This is a genomic window from Proteus sp. CA142267 (assembly GCF_003336825.1).
In the GTDB taxonomy this organism is placed as follows: domain Bacteria; phylum Pseudomonadota; class Gammaproteobacteria; order Enterobacterales; family Enterobacteriaceae; genus Proteus; species Proteus terrae.
Genome location: NZ_QPMG01000001.1, coordinates 798,091 through 823,303, shown reverse-complemented (window position 1 = coordinate 823,303; position 25,213 = coordinate 798,091). Strand labels below are relative to the sequence as shown.

The following is a 25,213-nucleotide window of genomic DNA, read 5'->3' as shown; positions in this document are numbered from 1 at the left end:
AGAGGCAAAATATGAGTATTGAAATTAATAGTGTCACAAAATATTTTGATCGCACTGAAGTGTTGCATGATGTCAACCTTGATGTGGCCTCAGGTGAAATGGTGGCGCTGTTAGGGCCTTCAGGATCAGGTAAAACAACGCTTTTGCGTATTATTGCAGGTCTTGAACATCAAACTCAAGGAAGTATTTGTTTTGAGGGGCAAGATGTTAGCCGATTACATGCTCGGGATCGCAAAGTTGGTTTTGTTTTTCAGCACTATGCGCTGTTTCGCCATATGACTGTATTTGAGAATATCGCTTTTGGTCTAACGGTATTGCCTCGACGAGAGCGTCCTAACAAAGAAGCTATCCATAAAAAAGTGCAACAGTTGTTAGAGATGATCCAATTACCTCATTTAGCGCAACGCTATCCAGCACAATTATCTGGCGGGCAAAAACAGCGTGTCGCTTTAGCAAGAGCTTTGGCTGTTGAACCTCAAATCTTATTACTTGATGAGCCTTTTGGCGCTTTAGATGCCAAAGTAAGAACGGAATTACGCCGTTGGTTACGTGAATTGCATGAAGAGCTTAAATTTACCAGTGTCTTTGTTACTCATGATCAACAAGAAGCGATGGAAGTAGCTGATCGCATTGTGATTATGGGGAATGGTAAAATAGAGCAAGTAGGTACACCACAAGAAGTGTGGCAATCACCAAAAAGTCGCTTTGTTTTAGAGTTTTTAGGTGATGTGAATCATCTACAAGGTGAAATTAACGGTGCTCAATTACAGATTGGCGGATATCACTTGCCATTATCGGTGACACCGCTTTATCAAGGTGCGGTAGATGTGTTTTTACGTCCTTGGGAAATAGCATTAAGTGTACATGCCAACAGTGTTTGCCGATTGCCTGTTAAGGTTATTGAGGTGTCACCAAAAGGGCATTATTGGCAGTTGATTTTACAGCCATTAGGATGGAGTGAAGCACCGATTACTGCGGTCTGGAATGATATTTCTTCGGCGCCAACAAAAGGAAATACCTATTATATGGGAGGTGCTCAAGCCCGTTTATATACGGGGGATACTCCCTTAAATACGGTGTCGTTAGCCTATACCGCTTAATTTTATTATTAATCTATCGTTTCATTTCGCAATTTTTCACCCATGCTTATTTTTGGCATGGGTGTTTTAGTTTCTATGAAAATAAAGAGACTTGTCGAATTACGTTAATATTATTGCGTTAATAAGTTAAATGTGATTTCTTCATTAATACAGACAAACAAATGAGCAGGAACTTATTGTGGCAGGGTTAGAACAATTTATTGGTAATACACCATTAGTAAAACTACAACGACTTACACAAGAGGTGGACGCTGAAATCTGGGTTAAGCTTGAAGGCAATAATCCCGCAGGTTCAGTAAAAGACAGAGCTGCATTATCGATGATTGAACAAGCGGAATTACGCGGTGAGATAAAACCGGGTGATACGCTGATTGAAGCAACCAGTGGTAATACAGGTATTGCCTTGGCGATGATTGCAGCGGTAAAAGGTTATCGCTTAAAGCTGTTAATGCCTGAAAATATGAGTAAAGAGCGTCAAGCATCAATGCAAGCTTATGGCGCAGAGTTGATTTTAGTGAGTCGTGAAGTTGGTATGGAAGGTGCGCGAGATCTCGCACAACAGATGGAACAACGGGGCGAGGGTAAGGTATTAGACCAATTTAATAACCCGGATAATCCAAGAGCACATTTTATTTCTACTGGCCCTGAAATTTGGCAACAAACACAAGGTCGTATTACGCATTTTGTTTCGAGTATGGGAACAACAGGGACGATCACCGGTGTGGGTAGTTACTTAAAAACACAATCTGACAGCGTGCAAATTATTGGTCTTCAGCCTGAGGAAAAAAGTCAGATCCCAGGTATTCGTCGTTGGTCACCGGCTTATTTGCCGGGCATTTTTAAAAAAGATCTGGTGGATAGTGTGATAGATATGTCACAAACCGAAGCAGAATCAACAATGCGCCTTTTAGCCAGACAAGAGGGTATCTTCTGTGGAGTAAGCTCTGGAGGAGCTGTTGCTGGCGCTCTGCGCGTTGCAAGAGAGAATCCTGGTGCGGTGATTGTTGCGATTGTTTGTGATAGAGGGGATCGTTATTTGTCGACAGGCGTTTACTCGTCATAATTCATGTTGTAGCGTTGTTGACTGCGCTCATTCGCACTAGTCACATACTTTGTCGCCTAGCTACATCTTGAATTATTTAGAGTAATAATATTGTCGAATTATTTAGAGAATTTTTAGTCTTGGTTTTTTGAATATAAAAAAACCGCCACATATGGGTGGCGGTTTAAGTAGAGAACTTCACAGAAGATTATTTTTTAATCTGAATAATAACGGTTTCACCAACAGTAACTGGGCCTGTCATTTTGGTTAAACCTTGGATTTCATCCATATTAGAGATAACAACTGGCGTTAGAACTGATTTTGCTTTTTCTTCTAAAACAGCCAAGTCAAATTCTAAAATAGTATCACCGACTTTTACTTGCTGACCTTCTTCAGCGATACGTTTAAACCCTTCACCTTTCAGTTCAACAGTGTCGATACCGAAGTGGACAAATAACTCGATACCGTTGTCAGACTCAATAGAGAAAGCATGGTTAGTCTCGAAAATTTTACCGATAGTACCATCGACTGGTGCAACAATTTTATTACCAGCAGGTTTGATAGCAATACCGTCACCTACGATTTTTTCAGCGAAAACAACATCAGGAACATCTTCGATATTGACGATTTCACCAGAAAGTGGTGCAACAATATCAATCGTGCCACTGCCTTTCTTTTCCTCTGAAACCAGTGATTTTAATTTATCAAACAGACCCATGAATCTTCTCCTAATTATTGTAGTTGGGACCGGGCTCTGGCTAATGCGATTAGCACAGTGTCTTTTCTTTAGTAAAAGTTTCTACTAAGTCCATCAATTCTTTTGCAGTTGGCTGAGCAAGTGCTTGTTCTGCCAGTGCTTTAGCATCATCGTAATTCGCATTACGGATCACTTTCTTGATGCGAGGAATTGAAATAGCACTCATACTAAACTCATCTAATCCCATGCCGAGAAGGAGCAACGTTGCTCGTTCATCTCCAGCAAGTTCACCACACATTCCAGTCCATTTACCTTCTGCATGTGATGCATCAATCACCTGTTTTATCAGGTTGAGTACTGCAGGTGACATTGGATTATATAGATGAGATATCAGCTCATTTCCACGGTCTACAGCCAGAGTATATTGTGTTAGATCGTTAGTCCCAATACTAAAAAAGTCAACTTCTTTTGCCATATGACGAGCCATTACTGCTGCGGCTGGGGTTTCTACCATCACACCGACTTCAATAGATTCATCAAAAGCTTTCTTTTCTTCACGAAGCTGGCTTTTTAGTATTTCAAGTTCTGCTTTCAATGCACGGATCTCTTCAACAGAGATAATCATTGGAAACATAATGCGTAGTTTACCAAAAGCAGATGCTCTTAAGATAGCACGTAATTGCGAATGAAGGATCTCTTTACGGTCAAGACAAATACGAATTGCACGCCAGCCTAAGAATGGGTTCTCTTCTTTTGGTAGGTTCATGTAAGGTAAGTCTTTATCACCGCCAATATCCATAGTACGAATAATGACCGCAGGACTTCCAACAGCTTCTGCTACCGCTTTATAGGCTTGGAATTGCTCATCTTCTGTTGGTAAAGAGTCTCTATCCATAAATAAGAATTCGGTACGATACAGACCAACACCTTCAGCGCCATTACGTTCAGCACCAGCAACATCTCGAACTGTACCAATATTAGCGCAAACTTCAACTTGATGCCCATCAAGTGTAATAGCAGGTAAGTCTTTGAGTTTTGCTAATTCTTCTTTTTCGTGCAGGTACTCTTCTTTGATAGCTTTTAATGTTTCTAGTTCCTCATCTGATGGATTAATAATGATTTTGTTATTAATCGCATCAAGAACGAGATAATCGTCTTTTTTAATGGTTTGTGTCGCATTAGATGTTCCCACAATCGCTGGAATTTCTAATGAGCGAGCCATGATAGAAGTGTGAGATGTTCTACCACCTAAGTCAGTGATAAAACCTAATACGTTGTCTAAGCTTAATTGTGCAGTTTCAGAAGGGGTAAGGTCAGTTGCAACTAAAATCACTTTTTCTGAGATAGCGCTTAAATCGATAATTGGCATCTCTAAGATATTGCGCATTAAGCGTTTACCAATATCGCGAACGTCAGCAGCACGTTCTTTTAGGTATTCATCGTCTAATGCTTCTAATGCAGTTGCTTGATCTTCAATAACAGATTGAACAGCAGCTTCAGCGGTTTTTTTGTCGCTTTTGATGAGAGTAACAATTTCTTGTTCTAACTCTTCATCTTCTAGCAGCATGATATGGCCTTCAAAGATTTCGGCTTTATCCGCACCAAGGTTCTTTTCTGCACGCTCTTTAATGATTTCTAGTTGTTGCGCAGATTTGTTACGGCCGTCTTTAAAGCGTTCGATTTGATTCTCAATCTCATCACTTTGGATCTTACGTTGGCTAATGATGATAGGTTCTTCTTTGAGGAGAAGGGTTTGACCAAATGCGATACCGGGTGATGCTAAAATTCCTGAAATCATAATTTATCCTACGACTTGCTGGTGATAATCTTAAAAGAATAGGATTGCAAAATACTGTTGTTTTAAAATCATCATTGAGATTATTAACTCCCCTGAATAGTTTCAGGGGAATAAGTACTGTGTTAAAGCTTAATCGCGAATTACTCTAATTCCGCCATTAATTTTACTAACGCTTCAACAGCTTGTTTTTCATCTTCGCCTTCAGCAGAGATAGTCACTACAGTACCTTGGGTTAAGCCTAAAGTTTGTAATTTGAAAAGGCTCTTAGCGCTGGCAGATTTACCGCTAGAGATAAGCGTGATATCAGAAGAGAATGTTTTGGCTTCTTTTACAAATTGTGCCGCAGGACGAGTATGTAAGCCGTTTGGTGCTGTAATAGTAACTTCTTGCTGGTACATAGGATTTTTTCCTTTTATAACTCAATTGTTCACATTAAGTCAGGACTTAGTAAGTGTAGATGAATTTGTCCTGCTTTGCGTAGCAATATCAGATAATATTAAGTCGTAAAGCGTCATCTGATAAAAATAGTGTTCAGAAAGATAAAAGAGTTTGTTTTTGTCATCTCGGTTATTTTCTGATTAATTTCGACCTTCGAAATAATTAATTGATTAAATACTAAACTCGAAGAAATAAATCACCTGTCTGGATGACAAACTTTGATCTCTACCACAAAAAAAGCACCATTCAGGTGCTTTTTTAATAAATATTTTACAATTGAGATGACGCGATTTAGCTGTCAGAAATGTCAGCAAAAAGTGGGGTGCTTAAATAACGCTCACCTGATGAAGGTAAAATAACCACGATTTCTTTGTTTGCAAATTCGGGTTCTTTTGCGAGTTTTACTGCTGCAGCAATCGCTGCACCAGAAGAAATACCGGCGAGAATACCTTCTTTAGTCATTAGTTCACGAGCGGTATCAAAGGCTTCTTCGTTAGAGATTTGAATAACACGATCCAGTAACGATAAATCTAGGTTTTCAGGAATAAACCCAGCACCAATACCTTGGATTTTATGTGGGCCTGGTTTAATTTCTTCACCTGCTAAGGCTTGTGTAATAACAGGGGAGCCTGTAGGTTCAACTGCAACCATTGTTACCGCTTTACCTTGAGTCTTTTTCAAATAGCGACCAATACCCGTAATTGTACCACCAGTGCCGACGCCAGCAATAACAGCAGCTACTTCACCATCTGTATCATTCCAGATCTCTGGGCCTGTGGTTTTTTCATGGATTTCAGGGTTAGCTGGGTTGCTAAATTGTTGTAGTAAAAGGTAGCGCTTAGGGTCGCTATCGCGAATTTCATTGGCTTTATCAATGGCACCTTTCATGCCTTTAGCGCCTTCAGTCAGCACTAAATTAGCGCCCAATGCCTTGAGTAATTTACGGCGTTCTACACTCATGGTGTCTGGCATGGTCAGTGTTAATTTGTAGCCACGAGCCGCTGCAACATAAGCAAGAGCAATCCCAGTATTTCCACTGGTAGGCTCTACAAGCTCAACGCCTTCTTTAAGAATACCTTTCTTTTCTGCATCCCAAATCATGTTGGCACCGATACGGCATTTTACACTGAAGCTTGGGTTACGAGATTCCACTTTAGCCAGAATGTTACCATTTCCGAAATGCTTTAAGCGAATTAAGGGAGTGTGTCCAATAGTTTGCGAGTTGTCTTCGAAAATCTTGCTCATTTTTATCCTCGGTACATGATTTTTATAAGGTCAGATGAAATTACCATACGCCATCAAGCTAAAGATGGAAATAAGCTTTATGAATATACTTATAACTTTTTCATCTTTTTATTCCAAAAGGTTCTAATCAAGAGTCAGTGAGACGATTCACAAATTAATAAATCAAGAGATGTACAGTATATTGATGGCTGATAATCTATTTTTAACTACATTTATTACAAATACAGGGGTCATAATGGAAACTATTGAAGAGTTGATTAGCGCACTTGAACTCGCTGTACCTGAATTAGACGCGCAAGCTTTGCGTGAAAATTTACCTGAGTCAGATGCTCAAGACGATGTCCTTAATTGGTTATATGAATCACTCTCAGCTCAAGGATTAATGGACTATGTGGAGTGGACAGAATATTTTGGTGATATTCCGAATCTAAAATCGTTAGAGCATATCTCTTTGCCTGAATCACCGAGTGCATTGATTTTATCTCAAGTTGAAAATATTGATTGGGATGAAGTGAGTGTAGACCCTTATATGTTGCCTTATGAATTACCTTATCTTGAATATATTAACCACTTTTTGACAGAGAAAGGGTTACGATTAGTGGATCTTACACCATTTGAAAATGCTTATATTTTCTGTATTCGAGATGATGAAGAGATTATGGAAAAATTAGATGGTGCATTAAATATTTTTGAAATGGGTATTAATGAGCGTGAGCCGATGGATAAGGAAGAAACGAAAGATTATATTCGCTCATTAATAGAGTAATGCACTCAATAACTAAATAAGCCAAACCACGATTAAGAAAAAACGATAAAATAAAACCCCGTCTTAATAAAACGGGGTTTTTCTCATTGACCGATAAGTCGTTAAATTAAATTTACCACTGCCCATCTTGTACATGCTGTTTACGATAACGATCGCACCACATTGCGGTTGCACCACAAATTGCAACTGGCATGATGACTAAATTTAGAATAGGGATCATAGTAAAAATATTAATAACCATACCAAATTGAAGATTATTCCATTTGTCTTGTTTCAGCGAAGATTTCATCGCTGCAAATGAAATTTTATGGTTATCAAATGGGAAGTCATTATATTGAATTGCCATCATCCAAGCACCAAAAGCAAACCATAAAACAGGGGCAACAGTTTGTCCTATAGCAGGAATAAAATAGAGCAATAACAAGACAATAGCACGAGGCAAATAATAAGCTATTTTAGTTAGCTCACGTTTTAAAATACGAGGAACATCCTTCAATATACCTGCAACGCCCGTATCTGGTGGTGCAATGCCAGTTATTTGACCTTCTAACTTTTCAGCCAACAATCCATTAAACGGAGAAGCAATAATATTGGCTAAAGTGCTAAAGAAATAAGTAAACACCAATAAAATAAAAATAACGGATAATGGCCAGATTAAATAACTCAACCACTGTAACCAATCTGGGACTTTTTCCATCATCCAATTGACCATGCCACCTATTTGACCATATAACCACCAAAAGGCGCTTCCGAGAATAATAATATTGGCAAGTAGGGGTAAGATAACAAAACGTTTTAGCCCTTTGCGTGTAATTAAACGCCAACCAAGAGCAAAATAATGAAATCCATTTAAATTTTTATTCGTTTCTGTCAAATTTGTCATACTTCCTATTCTCTCCAATGAGGGCAAGCTAGTATCATATAGGGAGATAATCAGCCTTACTAGTCATGAATTGTCTAAAAAATGCGCATAAGAGATTGATGTGTGTATCTTTGTGACAAGAAAATTAAGTATTGGCTTGCACTTATGAGCATTGGCAAATACTCTTAGTAAAAAGTAATATTTGCCAACGTGGCTATTAAACCTCAAGACAACAGAGATAGAAATGATGCAGCAAAATTTGCGTCTGATATTAATCGTTGTTGGTGCGATTTTAATCATAGCTTTGTTATTACACGGCTTATGGATTGGTCGAAAAGAGCGTTCTAAGCTTTTCCGTAATCGCCCAGTAAAACGTCAGAAACAGAATTATCAGTCAGATGAGAACGATGACGAACCACAATATGCTGAGGCTAGTCATCAGACATCAACTTTATCCTCTACTGAAAAGCGGGAGAGTGAGCCACCGATAAAATCGGAGTCTCTACATGAACCTAAAATTTCAGAGGCAGATAGAGATCCATTAATGTCTGAAACCCAAACTAAAGGGAACTCTCACGATACTTCATTACAGCAAGAGCCTAGTCTTGGTGTTTTTGATGTCATTGAAAAAGAGCCTGTACCGATTGTTAGGGATGAGCCAAAACAAGCACCAGTGGTTAATGTTGCGAGTGAAATAAAATCACACGTTAATACAGTAAGCCCATCTGCGAGTTTTGAGCCGTCAATTTCAGAAACAACGGCTCATGTGACTCCTGTTGAAACTGAGGCATTGCATCATGCTCCGGCTGAAGAGCCGATAGCTGAATCTGCTCCGCAAGCAACAGAAGCAGAGAAAGAGCTGGTTATTGTTCTAAACGTAAGTGCACATCATGGTCAAATGCTAGATGGTGAAGCATTGATGCAAAGTATCATTCAAGCTGGATTCCAGTTTGGCGAAATGAATATTTTCCATCGTCATCTCAATCCAACAGCCAATGGACCTGTTTTGTTTAGTTTAGCGAATATGGTGAAACCGGGAACATTTAATATTGATACGATGGCTGAATTAACGACACCAGGTGTATCGATGTTTATGATGGTGCCATCTTATGGTGATGCTAACCAAAACTTTAAGTTGATGTTGCTTACGGCGCAACGTATTGCATCTGATGTAGGTGGTGTTGTGCTAGATGATGAACGTAAACTCTTAACGCCACAAAAAATCGAGCTTTATAAATCTAGGATCCGCAGGACGCTGGATTTAAACCAATAGCTTTTGTCTGTAAAAAGCCCCCGCTTGCGGGGGTTTTTCTTCTTTGGTGATAATCATGAATAAAAACACTCAACAAAAAATTGATAAACTTCGCGTTACTCTACGTCACCATGAATATCTCTATCATGTCATGGACGCACCTGAAATACCTGATGCTGAATACGATCGCTTAATGAATGAGCTAAAAGCATTAGAAGCTGAACACCCTGAATTAATTACTTCTGATTCGCCAACACAGCGGGTCGGCGCCTTGCCTCTGACAGCATTTGAGCAAGTGAGACATGAAATTCCGATGCTCTCTTTAGATAATGCTTTTGATGAAACAAGCTATCTAGCTTTTGATAAGCGTTTGCGTGATCGTTTAAAAAATAGTGAAGAGATCACTTTCTGCTGTGAATTAAAATTAGATGGATTGGCAGTCAGTTTACTTTATGAAAATGGAGTATTAGTACAAGCTGCAACGCGTGGTGACGGTACAACAGGGGAAAATATCACTGAGAATGTGAGAACAATTAAGGCCATTCCACTGCGTTTATACGGTGAAGATATCCCTGCTCGCATTGAAATTCGTGGCGAAGTTTTTATGAATGAAAAAGGCTTTGAATATTTAAACGAGGAGGCGCGACGTACAGGCGGAAAAGTTTTTGCTAACCCTCGTAATGCCGCAGCTGGCTCATTAAGACAGCTCGATCCTCGTATTACAGCAAAACGGCCATTAACCTTTTTCTGTTATGGCGTTGGTGTACTCGAAGGAGGTGAATTACCAACAAGCCACTATGAGCGCCTACAACAATTTAAAAAATGGGGATTACCCGTTAGCGATGCTGTAAAACTTTGCACAGGTAGTAAAGCAGTCCTTGATTTTTATCACCATGTAGAAGAAATTCGCTCTAATTTAGGTTTTGATATTGATGGTGTTGTTATCAAAGTTGATGATATTGCACTGCAAGAAGAACTGGGTTTTGTATCAAGAGCACCACGTTGGGCTATTGCTTATAAATTCCAAGCTCAAGAGCAAATGACGATTATCAAAGATGTTGAATTCCAAGTAGGGCGTACTGGTGCTATTACACCTGTTGCACGTTTAGAGCCTGTTCAAGTAGCGGGTGTGGTTGTGAGTAATGCAACGTTACACAATGCTGATGAAATTGAACGCTTAGGGATACGCATTGGCGATACCGTAGTTATTCGTCGAGCCGGTGATGTTATTCCCCAGGTTGTCAGTGTGATTGAAGAAAAACGTCCCGATGATGCTCAAGAAATTATCTTTCCGACACATTGCCCTATTTGTGATTCTGATGTTGAGCGCATTGAAGGTGAAGCTGTTGCACGTTGTACTGGTGGTTTAATTTGTGGCGCACAACGTAAAGAAGCACTTAAACATTTTGTTTCACGTCGAGCCATGGATGTGGATGGAATGGGTGATAAAATTATTGATCAACTGGTTGAGAAAGAATATGTCAAAACGCCAGCTGACCTTTTCCGTTTAGATGAAAAAATTCTGTCTGGTTTAGAGCGAATGGGCGAGAAATCAGCTAAAAAATTAATCACAGCTTTAGATAAGGCTAAATCAACGTCATTTGCACGTTTTATTTATGCACTGGGTATTCGAGAAGTCGGTGAAGCAACAGCAAGTGGATTAACAACACATTTCTCAACGCTTGATGCATTACGAAATGCAGATGTTGAAGCACTAAAATCCGTTCCTGATGTGGGCGATGTTGTGGCTAAGCATGTCGTTAATTTCTTCCAAGAAGAACACAATAGAACGGTTATTGATCAATTGATCAATGATGCCGGTATTACATGGCAAGCGCCTGTTATTATGACTCATGAAGAGGGTGATAATCCTTTTGCGGGTAAAACTGTTGTGTTAACTGGATCACTTTCACAATTAACGCGTGATGAAGCAAAAGACAGATTAGCTGCATTAGGTGCAAAAGTGAGCGGAAGTGTTTCTAAAAAAACCGATATGGTGATTGCTGGTGAAGCTGCAGGCTCTAAGTTAGTGAAAGCTAACGAATTAGGGATAACCGTTATCGATGAAGATGAAATGATACGATTACTTGATCAATCGAAATAATCATTCTACTATTTAATAAATGCTACTGGGAAAACCTTCTCAGTAGCATTTTTACTTAAGCTAAATTTACATTTAATGTTTCTTAAGTAACTCACAAAGTGTGATCAACCTATCTTATTTAATAAATAGTGTGTATGTGGTTTCATTAGATTGTGACAATAGTCACATCCTAATGTTACGCGTTACATAAAATGCTCTACAAGATTTATTTTTATTTTTGGAGCATGCATGTCCTCTATCATTCACTTCGTTTTAGCACTCGCTGTTATTGGCGCATTAGCATTCGTTGCGAGTAACAATCGCAAAGGGATCCGTCTGCGTTATATCGTGCAGTTATTAGTTATTGAAATCGCATTAGCATGGTTCTTCCTCAACTCTGATGTTGGTGAAGGCTTTGTTCGTGGCTTCGCTGGATTATTTGATCACTTATTAGGTTATGCCGCACAAGGTACTGAATTCGTATTCGGTGGCATGATGAAAGGTGGTTTAGCATTCTTCTTCCTGAATGTCTTATGTCCAATTATCTTTATTTCTGCATTAATTGGTATTCTTCAACATATCAAAGTATTACCTTTCGTGATCCGCATTATCGGTACTGTGCTTTCTAAAGTGAACGGTATGGGGAAACTGGAATCATTCAACGCAGTGAGCTCACTAGTTCTTGGTCAGTCAGAGAACTTTATTGCTTATAAAGATGTATTAAGCAAAATGTCTCAGCGTCGTATGTACACCATGGCTGCAACAGCAATGTCGACAGTATCAATGTCGATTGTTGGTGCATACATGACAATGTTAGATCCAAAATACGTTGTTGCTGCTCTAGTACTGAATATGTTCAGTACTTTTATCGTCCTTTCTGTGATTAACCCATACTCTGTTGAAAATGAAGAAGAGATCCAAATGGGTAATCTGCATGAAGGTCAAAGCTTCTTTGAAATGTTAGGTGAATACATCTTAGCAGGTTTCAAGGTTGCATTAATCGTTGCTGCAATGCTGATTGGTTTCATTGCATTAATCGCTGCTGTGAATGCGATTTTCAGCATGATTTTTGGTATTAGCTTCCAAGATTGCTTAGGTTACGTTTTCTATCCATTAGCATGGGTAATTGGTGTACCAGAGCAAGATGCATTGCGTGTTGGTAGTGTTATGGCAACTAAATTAGTGTCTAACGAATTCGTTGCAATGGGTAGCTTACAAGGTATCGCTGCGGAAATTTCACCGCGCTCTGTAGGTATCTTATCTGTATTCTTAGTTTCATTTGCTAACTTCTCTTCAATCGGGATTGTTGCAGGTGCGATTAAAGGTCTAAACGAAGTACAAGGTAACGTTGTTTCTCGTTTCGGTCTGAAATTACTGTTCGGTTCTACATTAGTTAGCTTCTTATCAGCAGCTATCGCAGGTCTGTTTGTTTAATCTTTGAAGATAAAACAGATAGCATGTGAATAAAATAACAATGTAAACAGAGTTACTTGTTAATCAAGTAACAGAAAATCAAGCAGTACCTTCGGGTACTGCTTTTTTTATCTTTAATTTACCCTATAATCGGTTTTATTCCTTCAATGACGACGTGGTAGAGAACATGTTAGAGAAACAGCACCTTATCGATATAGCAAACACACAAATGCCATTTGGCAAGTACAAAGGACGTATGCTGGTTGATTTACCTGAAGAGTATCTATTGTGGTTTGCAAAGAAAGGCGAGTTTCCTGAAGGTAAGCTTGGCCAACTCATGGAGATGACCTTAGCAATTAAAATTGAAGGTTTAGAAGGGCTATTAAAACCATTAAAGCGGTGATGTTAATCATTATCCATAGCTGATTTATCAGGTGTTAATGCACTAATGATTTTCTGACTTAATTCAATAAATAATGTTTGCTCTCCGAGCGTTAAGCATTCACTTATTTTCTCAGCATTTTGTTTTCGACCTAATGCTGCTCTTGCCAGAAAAGCGTGACCCTCATCAGTTAAATGAGTAATAAGCTCACGCTTGTCTTTTTCAGAACGATACTGTGCAATAAATCCTAAGGATTTTAATCCCCGCATAAATTTCGATAAATTCTGTCTTGAAATCGCCAATGAATCACTTAATTGAGAAGGGGTTAAGTCACCTCGTAAGCGCAATAATTCTAAAATATCATATTGACCCCAAGTGACTTGTTCTGGGGTATAACGAGTTCGTTGCGCGACTAATGTACATTGTAATAATGACAATGCATTTTCTAATTCACACTTCTCCATAAATACGCTGTCTCATAAATTATGTTAACTAAAGTTAATATTATCAGGTCATTCATTACGAATAAACTTTATATTGATTAACTAAAGTTAATCAAATAAGATAATATATAGTTAACTTTGGTTAACTACTTTATAATTGCCCGATAAAACTTGATGCAGTTGATAAGAGGTGAAGTTGAAATGATGGACTATTTTAAAGATAAAGTGATTTTAGTCACAGGAGCAAGTACAGGTGTGGGTGAAGGTATTGCACAATTGCTATTCCAACGTGGTGCAACGGTTTTCATTACTGGTCGGCATTTAGAGGAAATAACAAAAACAGCACGTTCTATTGATATAACTGGCAAAAAAGTCATCGCTTTACAGGCGGATATGACCTCATTTTCTCAAGTTGAAAAAATGATTGAAACAATTATCGCTCAAGTTGGAGCATTACATGGCTTAGTTAATAATGCAGGGATCACAGGACCTCATAACACATCTATTGTCGATTATGAGATTGAAGATTGGAAATCAGTTATTGATACAGACATTAATGGCGTATTTTATGGTTTGAAATATGGCATACCTGCAATATTAAAAAGTGGGGGAGGGAGTATTGTGAATCTTTCTTCATCTAATGGCATTGTGGGAATTGCGGGTATTTCAGCATATACAGCAGCTAAACACGCCGTATTAGGGATCACGCGTTCAGCTGCACTTGAGTTTGCAGACAAAGGAATAAGGATCAATGCAATTGGGCCTGGTTATGTCGATACACCAAAAATGCAAATGCTACCCGATGAAGTACGTGAATGGATGGCAAATACGCATCCAATGAAACGAATGGCAACCAGAGAAGAAGTTGCTAAAACGGTCGCATTTTTACTTTCAGATGAAAGCAGTTTCTCAACAGGGGCATTTTATGCTATTGACGGGGGTTACACTGCACAATAAAAATAAATAAAGAGGGAGAGGAGAAAACAAAAAATCCCGAAGATTTCTCTTCAGGATCTTAAAATTCTGGTGGAGCTAAACGGGATCGAACCGTTGACCTCTTGCATGCCATGCAAGCGCTCTCCCAACTGAGCTATAACCCCACATATTGGATTGTTCTAATATATTGGTGGAGCTAAGCGGGATCGAACCGCTGACCTCTTGCATGCCATGCAAGCGCTCTCCCAACTGAGCTATAGCCCCAACATACTGGAACGGGCTTGATAATAGGCAACAAGCACAATACTGTCAATCAGTTAATCTCACATTATTTATTGATTGCTGAAAAAGAGTACAAAAAAAAGATACATTCCTTACTTTAGGAATGTATCTTTCTTAATAAGCAAGATTAACGAGTAAATTAAGCTTGGTTTTCTCTTTCAGTAATAAAGTCTAATGCTTTATTAATGCGTGCAACGCTACGAGTTTTACCAATAGCGTGAACGGTAACATCTAAGCCAGGAGATTGACCTGCACCTGTTACAGCAACACGTAATGGCATACCTACTTTACCCATACCCACTTCTAATTCATTAGCGGTATCTTGAATTGCCTGGTGAACATTTTCAGCTGTCCACTCTGTAATTGCTGATAATTTATCGCGAACGACTTCTAATGGTTGACGAGCAACTGGACGTAAATGTTTTTTCGCTGCTGTTTCTTCAAAGGTGTCGAAATCAACATAGAAGTAATGGCAACTTTCAGCCATCTCTTTTAATGTTTTGCAACGTTCGCCTAATAATTTGATCAGCTCAACTAATGATGGACCATTACTGGTATCAATATTTTGTTGTTTGATATGCCAATCCAAATGGACAGCAACTTTCTCTGCTGGCAGTGTATTGATGTAGTGATGGTTTAACCAAAGCAGTTTATCAGTATTAAATGCACTTGCTGATTTACTGATAGCTTCTAAAGTGAAATGCTCAATCATTTCATCAATAGTAAAGATCTCTTGGTCACCGTGAGACCAGCCTAAACGAACTAAGTAGTTTAATAATGCTTCCGGTAAATAGCCGTCATCACGATATTGCATTACGCTGACCGCGTTATAACGTTTAGAAAGTTTTTTACCATCATCACCTAAAATCATTGATACGTGAGCATATTCAGGTACAGGTGCACCTAATGCTTTGAGAATATTGATTTGGCGAGGTGTGTTGTTGATATGATCTTCACCACGAATAACGTGAGTGATTTCCATATCCCAGTCATCAATAACAACACAGAAGTTATAAGTTGGAGAACCATCAGTACGACGAATAATCAGATCGTCAAGCTCTTGGTTACTAAATTCAATTGGACCACGAATTTTGTCATCAAAAATGACAGAACCTTCTTGTGGGTTTAAAAAACGCACAACATGAGGTTCATCAGCGCTGTGATTGTGGTTACCACCACGGCAACAACCATCGTAACGAGGTTTTTCACCTTTCGCCATTTGATCTTCGCGCAGTTGCTCTAAACGCTCTTTAGAGCAATAGCAACGGTATGCAGTACCCGCAGATAGCATTTGATCAATCACTTGGTTATAGCGATCGAAGCGTTTAGTCTGATAATAAGGACCTTCATCCCAATTCAGATTTAACCAATTCATACCGTCCATGATTGCATCGATGGCTGGCTGTGTAGAACGTTCTAAGTCGGTATCTTCTATACGCAGTACAAATTCGCCCTTATTGTGACGGCTATATAACCAGGAATAAAGTGCGGTACGCGCACCACCAACATGTAGATAGCCAGTAGGACTTGGTGCAAAACGGGTTTTTATTTTACTCATTGGGATTGCCTTTGTACGTCTTACTTATATATAGATAAGTAATCGTGATTATCAAAAAAACGAAATGGTTGCCTTATTTTATCACTGGATGCTAATTCCTCAATGCCATTAAGCTTTTAACAGAGATAAAATTTTCAAATTGATGATTTTTTGTTTGACGAAGAGTATCCGTGGGATTACTTTGGTTAATTGCTGTGTCACTAATGGTGTTAAAAAAAGCATCTTGACTAAAAATAAAACGAACGATCATTTTCACGATAAAAAACTGATAAAAATCGTTGACTCATAGCGCAGTATCCCTATAATGCACCCCATCACGACGGGCGGTTAGCTCAGTTGGTAGAGCATCTCCCTTACAAGGAGGAGGTCGTTGGTTCGAGCCCAATACCGCCCACCATTATTTTCGTTGTGATAAGTTGTATGATTTAGTGTAATTGGGCGGTTAGCTCAGTTGGTAGAGCATCTCCCTTACAAGGAGGAGGTCGTTGGTTCGAGCCCAATACCGCCCACCAATTACATTAAAGCGTGGTAGTGAGAATTTAGTCATCATGAAGTGGGCGGTTAGCTCAGTTGGTAGAGCATCTCCCTTACAAGGAGGAGGTCGTTGGTTCGAGCCCAATACCGCCCACCACTTCATACGGTTATTTCACGCAATATCACACATTTAGGTATGGGTCGTTAGCTCAGTCGGTAGAGCAGTTGACTTTTAATCAATTGGTCGGGCGTTCGAATCGCCCACGACCCACCATCCCTAAAAATACAACATAAAGTAGTGAACATTGTGACGGGTCGTTAGCTCAGTCGGTAGAGCAGTTGACTTTTAATCAATTGGTCGGGCGTTCGAATCGCCCACGACCCACCATTCACAAAGCTACTTATAGATTTACGCAAAATTATTAAATGGGTCGTTAGCTCAGTCGGTAGAGCAGTTGACTTTTAATCAATTGGTCGGGCGTTCGAATCGCCCACGACCCACCATTTAATAATAAAGCGGGCGGTTAGCTCAGTTGGTAGAGCATCTCCCTTACAAGGAGGAGGTCGTTGGTTCGAGCCCAATACCGCCCACCACTTCTTCATATCTTCGTTATGCCTTCTTATTTACTTTCCTAGTATTTTTCTAAAAGAATTAATAATAATTATTTGGTTTCTAATACCTGCGTTATTATTGCCGTTAGTTGCATTCTTTGAGCCTTGATCTTTTTCTCTGTGTATACTGTTCTATTACGTTGCTCGTGGCTTCACTTATGGCTACATATCCCTATAGACATGCTTTCCTAGCCCCTTGTATTGGCATCATCTCTTTATCCTCACTTAGCTACTTATTTTGTTTCCTTGGAGCTCTTAGTTTCTAAGACTGCTTTAACTAGTTATTGCATTGTGCTTGTTGTGAGAAGGCTCATAAGTCAGTTTCTTTATTACGCTTTTTACATCCTGTCATATTTTTATCATTTAAGTGGAGCCACTTAAAAAAGAAAAGATTCTTCTAATGTTAAGTCAATCATTTTGGATGAGGATTGCGCTCAGTAGAAAATATGTATTTATTTTTGAGCGGGGTTCAAATTTTGCTCTAAAAATATTAAAAAAATTACTCTAATTGAAAAAGAAAGATCTACTCCTTTTGGGTTTAGATATAGGCATTTTCAGTTTATTAATAAAATTAAATAACCTTAGATGTACTGTGATAAATTATTTACTCATTTTTTATGAGCAATATCTCTCATAAAATGAGCAAGTTAAAACATTTTTAGTTAGTATTGAAAAATATGTGGCACTCATTTTTTAAGAAAAAATACAGAAGATTAAAAGATAAAAATTGGGCTTTATAGTTAATCTTTCTTACTTTTTATAAATCATTGGATATAGTACTAGCAAGAATAAATATTAAATATAATGATGTTTTATCTTCTTTTTTGAAGGGATGATATAGCAAGGGGGTTTGTATAACTATTTGATTTAAAATTAACTAAATTTAAAATTTGATATTTATCAATCCTTACATCATAATGAGCTGGATAGTAAATGATATAAAGCAAAAAGCACTTATTTCATCAGTAATTGATTTGTCCTGAAGTAGTTAATTTCATTTTTTACGAAAAATGGAGAAATTTGTGCATTTATCAGGAATATAAATTATATAAAAATATTAATGTTTATTTTCTCCTAAGAATAACTCTTATATGGAATACGTGTAATTACTTAGGATGTAAAAAGATTAATTTTTGTTTTTTTTAACAAAATTAGATCATGCTAAAGTTGATATTTAACAGTTCATTCTCTTATGAATTTAACTTAAGATGTGATTGTTTTTCTGTTTTTACAACGTGCCAAATACGCGTATTTGAGTGAAAAAGAAAGAATAGTATTACATGATCATAAAAAGAACGATTTTTATAACAATACGCTTAGCCTTCAAATAACCTACTGATAAAACAAAAATATTTATATTAAGACTTACTTTTTTTCTATTTCATAAAGAAGATTTTTAATCTAATTGAAAATTAAAATAAGTTATTCATTAATAAAAATTCAAAAAAAATGAGTAATTAACTCTATTATTTATTTATTCTAGAGTAATAAAGAATTGTAGATCTTGAAATATATTTAGTTGAAAGAGTAAGGGTTTATGCTTATATAAATTAATTAACAAATGTTTAAAATGTGACTTGTGCCAGTTTATTAATGTAATTGTTGTAACTTTTTGATATAAAAGCACAATATCGACTTGTTTGTAAATTAATCAGATTTCATTGATATTGCTTAAGCTATTTAATAAAAATAAGAAAATCGTTATCTTTATGAGGTTAATTTATTATTTTAAATAAATTAGACTGACATAAGTTGATTTATTTTTGCACAACTCAAACAATCACACTTTAAATTAAGCTTATACTAGAGAATAATTCTAATTAGTGAGTAAAGTTTAAGAAAAAAAAAGCGTGATTTTATAAATAAAATATTTTAACTATATGAAAATAAAGGGTATATAGTGTTATCCTAGGTATTATTAACTAGCATGAGTAAATTGTTGTGCTTGTACTGTCTTTTTTTGACTAGTTGAAAGTGTTTAAATGCGTAGTATATTATTTACATATGATAAGTCATGTTATGAATTGTAATATTTCTTATCTACTAAATATAATATTTTATTAAAACAAAAAGGTGTCCTCTATAATATATATTTTTATATATTATTGCGCAGGAACACACCATTATAAATTAGATATCAATCAAAGTGAAAAGCGAGATCAATATTATGAGTAGCAAGTATCCAGTCGCTTATGCAGTTGGACAAAAAATTAAGTCATTAAGAAAATCTCAAGGTTATACTGTATTTCAGTTAGCAAAAGAGATTGATATTAGTGAACAACAGTTATTTCGTTATGAGCGTGGTGTAAACCGTATTGATATTGATTGCTTAGTTAGAGTACTTGAAGTACTAGGCGTTAATATTGGTAGCTTCTTTGAGGAAGTTACAGGCGGAATGACTCAAGAAACTGAGCGTAATGAACAACATATTCCAGCTCATTTCGATAGTAAGGCTCTTTCTATCTTCTAATAATATTCTTAAATTAGAAGGTAACTCATTTTAGAATAACTAAACTGAGTAAGATAATTCTTATATATAGGCTTTTCTCTTTAACTAGTTAATAATAAGAATTTTCTTAATGGGTGATATAAAGCCTCTATATGAAATTAATGCCCTTATTAGGGCATTTTACGTTTATAGGGAATGAGAATTTTTATTTTTTATAAAAAAAAGAATAATTTTATTGCAAATGAACCGAGACTTTCATGCTTGGAGAAATATATTCTCGTATTTATTTGTATGAGAAAAAATAGCTAATTAGTGCTTTTGTAGAATAAGCTATTCATAAAATTATCTCTTATATTACCTACCATGATTTTACCTCTTGATAACATTTTTGAAGCTATTAAACCTATGACTTATGTGTTTCATACCAATAAATTCGAAAAGAGTGAATCCTAATATGATAAAAGCAAAATGTATGCATTGGTGAAAATGTGTTATCAGATCAAAAATTAAGTACTTATCATTAAATGACTACCTATGGATAATGGTAGTTAATATCATATTGGGATGGGTTATTGTTGCCTCTTCATCGTGAATATTATGAAGAGGCGGTAACAATTAATCTTTGAGAGGTTTAAGAATGTGTTTGAGCTGCTGATCGGTGAGGGTGATATTAAAAAATGTTTTATAAAATTGTTGAGTCTCTTTAGAGATATCAATATGCTTTGTTTGTTCTGGATATAAAACAGTCGCTAACCATAAAAATTGTAAAGCTTCCTCTGTGGTTTCACGGCACCACCAAAATAGGCCTTTAGGGTTTGTGTAAACTCGGCCTTCACGTACGGCAGTGATGGATTGCCATTCAGGTGTATTCTTAATGATTTCAGTATCTCTTGCATACATAGTGACAATGACATCAGGATTGGCATGAATAACTTGTTCTAAGGAAACATCACCAGCTCGGCTTGGCACATTATCAAACCAATGTTCTGCAACGTTAACACCGCCTGCAAGTGTTATCCAATCATGATTTAACGAAGGTGCTCCAGATGTTCTTAATGGCGAACCAAAAGCATGATAGACCTTCATTGGTTTATAAGTGCTTATCTCGTTTACCGCATTTTTTACAAGTTCTTTATTTCGCTGAAAGTAAGCTAAATAATCTTTTGCTAATTGGTGACTACTTGAACCTAAAATCTCACCAGTGATCAACGTTCTTTCTAACAATGCATCCATTGAACCTGATTTTAATAATGCAACACTGATCCTTGCATTTTTTAGCGCTGTCATTTGTGCATCAGATAGCTTTCCTGTTACAAAAAAGATTTGAGGCTGGCTAACAATTAATGTTTCGATATTCAGTGTGTCATTATTACCTTTACTAGAAATTGAAGCTGTTTTTATAGCGGGAACAATCTCGGTAAAAAAGGGAATAGTTTTGACTAAATCGGTTGTGGAAACAATTTTATCTCCAGCACCAAGCATAGCAAGTATCGCATTTTGAGCATTCCAACTCGTGGCGACTCTTTCATTGTATAATATTGTATATAACGAGGATGGGCGCTGACTATACACCGAATAACATGTAAATAAAATGATATATTTGCTAATAATAAAATTATGAAATTATTTCTGAATTTAGATCAAAAAAATGCCCGCTAAAGCGGACATTTGAGGAAATGAATCGTAACAGAAGGGATCTTGAGAAATTAATGCTCTGTTTTTTCTGTTACTGAACTATGATCATCATGTTTTTGGTGACGGTGATGACCATCGATCATACTGCGGAATGTTTGAGTAAAAGTGTCACCCAGTGTACATAAGTAGAAGTGTGCACAAATAAACATTAATGCCACGATCCCTAATACTAAGTGTGCTTTTAGCATCCAATAGCCTTCGCCAAGTACTTCAGGATATAAACATAATAATCCAGTAACCAATAACAGCGGCACTAAACCAAACATCACACCTAAGTAAGCGAGTTGTTGAAGAGGGTTAAACTTGTCATTTTCAGTTGCTGCAAAAGGATGAGGTTCGCCTTTCATTATGCCATAAAGATAAAAGCGAGCTTGTTTGATGCAACGACCAATTAGCCCACTAAATCTTACTTTGTAATGTACACCATTACTGGTTGTTAGATTGATAAGGATAAAACCAATCCAAAATGCAATCAGTACAAAGCCACAGATCTTATGTAATAGCACCATTGAAGTGACATTACCGATAGAGAAGTGCCCTAAAAATCCACTTAATAGTAATAGGATAAACAGTAAAGCATTACCCCAGTGCCAAAAACGAATTGCTTTAGAGTATAAATAAACGCGTTCTTCTTCATAATGACCAGAATGTTTTGGTGCAAGGGCATAGCGTAGTAAGCCATGAATAACTAATACTGCTATCATAGCAACGATTAATAAACCGGCTGCCATTAACCATACAGGCCAATAATCTGGCGTATAATGGAGTTCTGCTCCCCAGATACTAGTCATGCTTTATCTCCCTGATGGATTTCTTTACGACGGAATAAACTTGGTTTTCCGACATTATCTAATTGGTATTGATAAACGGATTTTTGTTTGATCCAAGCCTGAATTTCAGGTGAGTCAATGCGACCAAAAGCAAGCGCATCTGTTGGGCATACCGATACACATGCAGGTAATTCACCTTCAGCTAATCGAGTATCAGAACAGAAATTACATTTATCTGCGATATGCGTCATTGGGTTGATATAACGGACATGGTAAGGGCAAGCACCAACACAGTAATCGCAGCCGATGCACAGCTCTTTTTTCACCTGAACGATACCATTCTCATCAATAAAAGAGGCACCAGTAGGGCAAACAGAAACACAAGGTGCATCTTCACAATGCTGGCAAGAAACACGGAAAAATTGGTAATGTGGATTACCCGCTTCGTCGTCATGAGGGCCTTGAATTTGGACTTGAAGTCGGCTAAATCCTTCAGGAATGTCATTGATGACTTTGCACGCAACAGTACAAGCTTGGCAGCCAATACAACGTTTCTCATCATGTAACATGACAAATTGTTTATCATTATTGTTCATTGTTATTTTTTTCCTTAAGCCCGACTAATTCTGACACCTGATGTATGCACATCAGTACCTGATACAGGACTAATTTCATGAGGTAATAAGTTGCCACAGTGAACGCCTGTTGTAGTCGCAGCTGTTCTCGCACCTGCTTTTGCACCTGATCCCATATAAACAAATACAGTGTCAGGGCGAATGCCTTCTGTTATCAAAGCATGTGCTTTTTCTTTACCTATACTGTTTTCCAGAATGATTTCATCACCATGTTTAATTCCATGGTTTTTAGCTGTTTCAGGGTGAAGCCAAACAGGGTTTTCCCACATTAATTCAGCTAATAACGGTACATATTGTGTTGCACCATTAGTATGAACGGCGACTTTACCTTGGATAAAATAAAGCTCGTCTTTTTCTTTTAATGGGAAGTTGTGGAAGCGCGGAATACCGTAGTTTTCTAAACGGCTTTCTAATTCTTCAGAGTAGATTTCAATTAAGCCACTTGGTGATTTAAATGAGAGGGCTTTTTCCATTGTATTGTTGCTATCAACATGCTTAATTGCATCTGGATATTGCTCAACAAAGGCTTTTACATAAGAAGGTTCGCGTAATAACAGTGGAATACCATAAGAGATATAGCCTTTTTTATGCATCTCTTTATAAAGTTCTTCACTACCATTAACTTGATAAAGCTGTCTTACTCCCATATTTTCCCAAGGGAAACAGGCTTCTAATCCTAATGCTTTACCTAATTCCATCCAAATTAACCAACTTGGTTTAGTATCACCAATCGGTTCGACAACTTGCTGGCGTAATGCATAAGCTGGGTTTAAACCTGAAACATCGGCAACTTCTTCATCACGTTCTAAATAGGTACATTCAGGTAGAAGATAATCGGCATAAGCGGCACTTTCACTTAAATACACATCACAGCTAACAATTAAGTCTAATTTCTGTGCGGCTTTCTCTAGATCAGGACGACAACTCACTGTTTGGAATGGGTTATGACGAGACATAATCCATGCTCGTGTTTGATACGGCACACCTTCTAATGTTGAATCGATAATTGATTGAACAATACCGCCACCTTTATTGATGTATTTAAATTGAGGAGCTGTTGCATCAATACGTTTTGCGGTAATTTCAGGCATACCTTTAACGCTTGGTTTCGCTAATTCAGGCGCAACATTAATACCTGCTAATTTATTGTATTTTGTTGCTGCTTTTTTCTGATACATTCCACCTTCACGTTCAATGTTGCCAAGTAACGCATTGAAGGTGAAGATCATTCTGCGCATATTAATTTCTTCTTTATTAAAGGTTGCGCGGTGACCTGGCATAATCAGTGCATGAGGTGCTTTTGCTGCAATCTCACGAGTAATACGAACAATATCTTTAGCTGGAACATCAGAATGTGCTTGAGCCCATTCAGGTGTTGTATCTTGTAGAACTTCTTTTAATTGTGGGAAACCTACTGTAAATTTCTCAATAAACGCTTTATCGTAGAGATCTTCTTTAATTAGGATATGGCACATTGCCATCAGAACAGGTAAATCTCCGCCTGGGCGGATTGCGAACCACTCATCTGCTTTACTTGAAACAACAGACAAACGAGGGTCAAAACTGACGAGTTTTGCGCCACGTTCTTGTGCTGTCATCAGTTCATGAGTTTCGGCGACTTCAATACCTTCATAAAGGTTGTGACCAAAAGAGAGAATATATTTAGAGTTCGCTAAATCCATCTTAAGATCACCGCCCATCATAACGGATGCGGCAATGGCTTTGCCTGCTGGACAAGTAGATGCGTGTGTAAAGGTATTTGGAGAGCCAAAAGCGGCTGCCAAATGGAAAAGATGAGAAGAGAGTGAACCTGATTTAGATGAAAAAGAGATACTTTCTGCACCATAGTTTTGTTTTATGGTGTTCATCTTTTCTGCAATTTCTTTATAAGCTTGTTCCCAGCTTATCACTTCCCACTCACCAGCGCCTCGTGGGCCTTTGTGTTTCATGGGTTTGACAATCCGGTTTGGATCATTAACTAGGCTAACACCACTTCCGCCTCTTGCACAAACTCGGCTACTTTGGTGTTCAGCATTTCTATTTCCTTGGATAAAGACGGTCTTGTTGTTAACAACCTGGGCTTCTATCGGACAACGATAAGAACACATTTCACACAGGCTAGGTGTTAATTTTGACTGACCCTTAAGAGAATCTACAGGATTAAATGCAAGAGCACCCGGTGGTAAACTACTCACGGTACAACCTACACATCCTATCCCCATCCCCTTAATGAAAGAACGACGACTAATACTCATATAACCTCCAGTTTCTTCTTATAGCT

At 37.6% G+C, this 25,213-nt stretch carries 20 protein-coding genes and 9 tRNA genes; 16 read left to right on the top strand and 13 right to left on the bottom strand.

Features of this window, described 5'->3' with window-relative positions; genetic code table 11:
* Positions 1-11: 11 nt before the first annotated feature.
* Positions 12-1,100 (top strand): sulfate/thiosulfate ABC transporter ATP-binding protein CysA, encoded by a 1,089-nt coding sequence (gene cysA, locus C0T34_RS03870; protein ID WP_098942314.1) that lies wholly within the window; start codon positions 12-14, stop codon positions 1,098-1,100.
* 178 nt (positions 1,101-1,278) lie between these two features.
* Entirely contained in the window at positions 1,279-2,163 is an 885-nt protein-coding gene (gene cysM, locus C0T34_RS03865; protein ID WP_109849721.1) for a cysteine synthase CysM, read from the top strand.
* Between the two features lie 187 nt (positions 2,164-2,350).
* On the opposite strand, the gene crr is transcribed toward cysM, so the two are convergent.
* The 4 genes from crr to cysK all read right to left on the bottom strand — a co-directional run bounded on the left by crr (position 2,351) and on the right by cysK (position 6,320).
* A complete protein-coding gene (crr, locus tag C0T34_RS03860) occupies positions 2,351-2,860 on the bottom strand; it encodes a PTS glucose transporter subunit IIA (protein ID WP_036935451.1) in 510 nt (169 codons plus the stop codon).
* Between the two features lie 49 nt (positions 2,861-2,909).
* A complete protein-coding gene (gene ptsI, locus C0T34_RS03855; RefSeq protein ID WP_109393009.1) occupies positions 2,910-4,637 on the bottom strand; it encodes a phosphoenolpyruvate-protein phosphotransferase PtsI in 1,728 nt (575 codons plus the stop codon).
* A 140-nt stretch (positions 4,638-4,777) separates the two neighbouring features.
* Positions 4,778-5,035 (bottom strand): phosphocarrier protein Hpr, encoded by a 258-nt coding sequence (gene ptsH / locus C0T34_RS03850; protein WP_006533407.1) that lies wholly within the window; start codon positions 5,033-5,035, stop codon positions 4,778-4,780.
* 331 nt (positions 5,036-5,366) lie between these two features.
* Positions 5,367-6,320, bottom strand: a complete 954-nt coding sequence (gene cysK, locus C0T34_RS03845; protein WP_098942317.1) for a cysteine synthase A — start codon at positions 6,318-6,320, stop codon at positions 5,367-5,369.
* Between the two features lie 235 nt (positions 6,321-6,555).
* On the opposite strand from cysK, the gene C0T34_RS03840 reads away from it, so the two are divergent.
* Positions 6,556-7,086, top strand: a complete 531-nt coding sequence (locus C0T34_RS03840) for a hypothetical protein (RefSeq protein WP_098942318.1) — start codon at positions 6,556-6,558, stop codon at positions 7,084-7,086.
* A 112-nt stretch (positions 7,087-7,198) separates the two neighbouring features.
* On the opposite strand, the gene cysZ is transcribed toward C0T34_RS03840, so the two are convergent.
* On the bottom strand, positions 7,199-7,969 hold the full coding sequence (gene cysZ / locus C0T34_RS03835) for a sulfate transporter CysZ (RefSeq protein WP_088495075.1): 771 nt from the start codon (positions 7,967-7,969) through the stop codon (positions 7,199-7,201).
* Between the two features lie 223 nt (positions 7,970-8,192).
* On the opposite strand from cysZ, the gene zipA reads away from it, so the two are divergent.
* From zipA to C0T34_RS03815, 4 genes are all read left to right on the top strand, one after another.
* The gene (gene zipA, locus C0T34_RS03830; protein ID WP_109849720.1) at positions 8,193-9,221 is read left to right on the top strand and encodes a cell division protein ZipA; all 1,029 of its coding nucleotides are present in this window, start codon (positions 8,193-8,195) and stop codon (positions 9,219-9,221) included.
* Positions 9,222-9,276: 55 nt separating this feature from the next.
* On the top strand, positions 9,277-11,304 hold the full coding sequence (gene ligA / locus C0T34_RS03825) for an NAD-dependent DNA ligase LigA (protein ID WP_109849719.1): 2,028 nt from the start codon (positions 9,277-9,279) through the stop codon (positions 11,302-11,304).
* Positions 11,305-11,532: 228 nt separating this feature from the next.
* Positions 11,533-12,717 (top strand): NupC/NupG family nucleoside CNT transporter, encoded by a 1,185-nt coding sequence (locus tag C0T34_RS03820; RefSeq protein ID WP_098942321.1) that lies wholly within the window; start codon positions 11,533-11,535, stop codon positions 12,715-12,717.
* A 166-nt stretch (positions 12,718-12,883) separates the two neighbouring features.
* The gene (locus tag C0T34_RS03815) at positions 12,884-13,099 is read left to right on the top strand and encodes a DUF3820 family protein (RefSeq protein ID WP_023581656.1); all 216 of its coding nucleotides are present in this window, start codon (positions 12,884-12,886) and stop codon (positions 13,097-13,099) included.
* Positions 13,100-13,101: 2 nt separating this feature from the next.
* Here C0T34_RS03815 and C0T34_RS03810 read toward each other — a convergent pair whose 3' ends face one another.
* Positions 13,102-13,542, bottom strand: a complete 441-nt coding sequence (locus C0T34_RS03810; protein WP_098942322.1) for a MarR family transcriptional regulator — start codon at positions 13,540-13,542, stop codon at positions 13,102-13,104.
* Between the two features lie 183 nt (positions 13,543-13,725).
* Between C0T34_RS03810 and C0T34_RS03805 the strand changes: the two genes are divergently transcribed.
* Positions 13,726-14,478 carry an SDR family NAD(P)-dependent oxidoreductase gene (locus C0T34_RS03805; protein ID WP_098944060.1) on the top strand — a complete coding sequence of 251 codons (753 nt, stop codon included), beginning with the start codon at positions 13,726-13,728 and terminating at the stop codon, positions 14,476-14,478.
* Between the two features lie 67 nt (positions 14,479-14,545).
* Here C0T34_RS03805 and C0T34_RS03800 read toward each other — a convergent pair.
* The 3 genes from C0T34_RS03800 to gltX form a co-directional block, all read right to left on the bottom strand.
* A tRNA-Ala gene (locus tag C0T34_RS03800) sits at positions 14,546-14,621 on the bottom strand.
* A gap of 24 nt (positions 14,622-14,645) precedes the next feature.
* Positions 14,646-14,721 (bottom strand) — tRNA-Ala (locus tag C0T34_RS03795).
* Positions 14,722-14,878: 157 nt separating this feature from the next.
* Positions 14,879-16,297, bottom strand: coding sequence for a glutamate--tRNA ligase (gltX, locus tag C0T34_RS03790; protein ID WP_098942323.1), 1,419 nt, complete (start codon positions 16,295-16,297; stop codon positions 14,879-14,881).
* 321 nt (positions 16,298-16,618) lie between these two features.
* On the opposite strand from gltX, the gene C0T34_RS03785 reads away from it, so the two are divergent.
* The 8 genes from C0T34_RS03785 to C0T34_RS03750 all read left to right on the top strand — a co-directional run bounded on the left by C0T34_RS03785 (position 16,619) and on the right by C0T34_RS03750 (position 19,853).
* A tRNA-Val gene (locus C0T34_RS03785) sits at positions 16,619-16,694 on the top strand.
* A 39-nt stretch (positions 16,695-16,733) separates the two neighbouring features.
* Positions 16,734-16,809: transfer RNA gene (locus tag C0T34_RS03780), tRNA-Val, on the top strand.
* Between the two features lie 43 nt (positions 16,810-16,852).
* Positions 16,853-16,928: transfer RNA gene (locus C0T34_RS03775), tRNA-Val, on the top strand.
* Positions 16,929-16,969: 41 nt separating this feature from the next.
* A tRNA-Lys gene (locus C0T34_RS03770) sits at positions 16,970-17,045 on the top strand.
* Between the two features lie 38 nt (positions 17,046-17,083).
* A tRNA-Lys gene (locus tag C0T34_RS03765) sits at positions 17,084-17,159 on the top strand.
* Between the two features lie 40 nt (positions 17,160-17,199).
* Positions 17,200-17,275 (top strand) — tRNA-Lys (locus tag C0T34_RS03760).
* 14 nt (positions 17,276-17,289) lie between these two features.
* Positions 17,290-17,365: transfer RNA gene (locus C0T34_RS03755), tRNA-Val, on the top strand.
* 2,185 nt (positions 17,366-19,550) lie between these two features.
* Entirely contained in the window at positions 19,551-19,853 is a 303-nt protein-coding gene (locus tag C0T34_RS03750; protein WP_088495080.1) for a helix-turn-helix transcriptional regulator, read from the top strand.
* A 594-nt stretch (positions 19,854-20,447) separates the two neighbouring features.
* Here C0T34_RS03750 and C0T34_RS03745 read toward each other — a convergent pair.
* From C0T34_RS03745 to phsA, 4 genes are all read right to left on the bottom strand, one after another.
* On the bottom strand, positions 20,448-21,404 hold the full coding sequence (locus C0T34_RS03745) for an ABC transporter substrate-binding protein (protein ID WP_162556811.1): 957 nt from the start codon (positions 21,402-21,404) through the stop codon (positions 20,448-20,450).
* 134 nt (positions 21,405-21,538) lie between these two features.
* Positions 21,539-22,318 (bottom strand): thiosulfate reductase cytochrome B subunit, encoded by a 780-nt coding sequence (gene phsC, locus C0T34_RS03740; RefSeq protein WP_109849717.1) that lies wholly within the window; start codon positions 22,316-22,318, stop codon positions 21,539-21,541.
* Entirely contained in the window at positions 22,315-22,893 is a 579-nt protein-coding gene (locus tag C0T34_RS03735) for a 4Fe-4S dicluster domain-containing protein (RefSeq protein WP_023581663.1), read from the bottom strand. The genes phsC and C0T34_RS03735 overlap by 4 nt, the downstream gene beginning before the upstream one ends.
* 14 nt (positions 22,894-22,907) lie before the next feature.
* On the bottom strand, positions 22,908-25,187 hold the full coding sequence (gene phsA / locus C0T34_RS03730) for a thiosulfate reductase PhsA (RefSeq protein ID WP_098942325.1): 2,280 nt from the start codon (positions 25,185-25,187) through the stop codon (positions 22,908-22,910).
* Positions 25,188-25,213 lie beyond the last annotated feature (26 nt).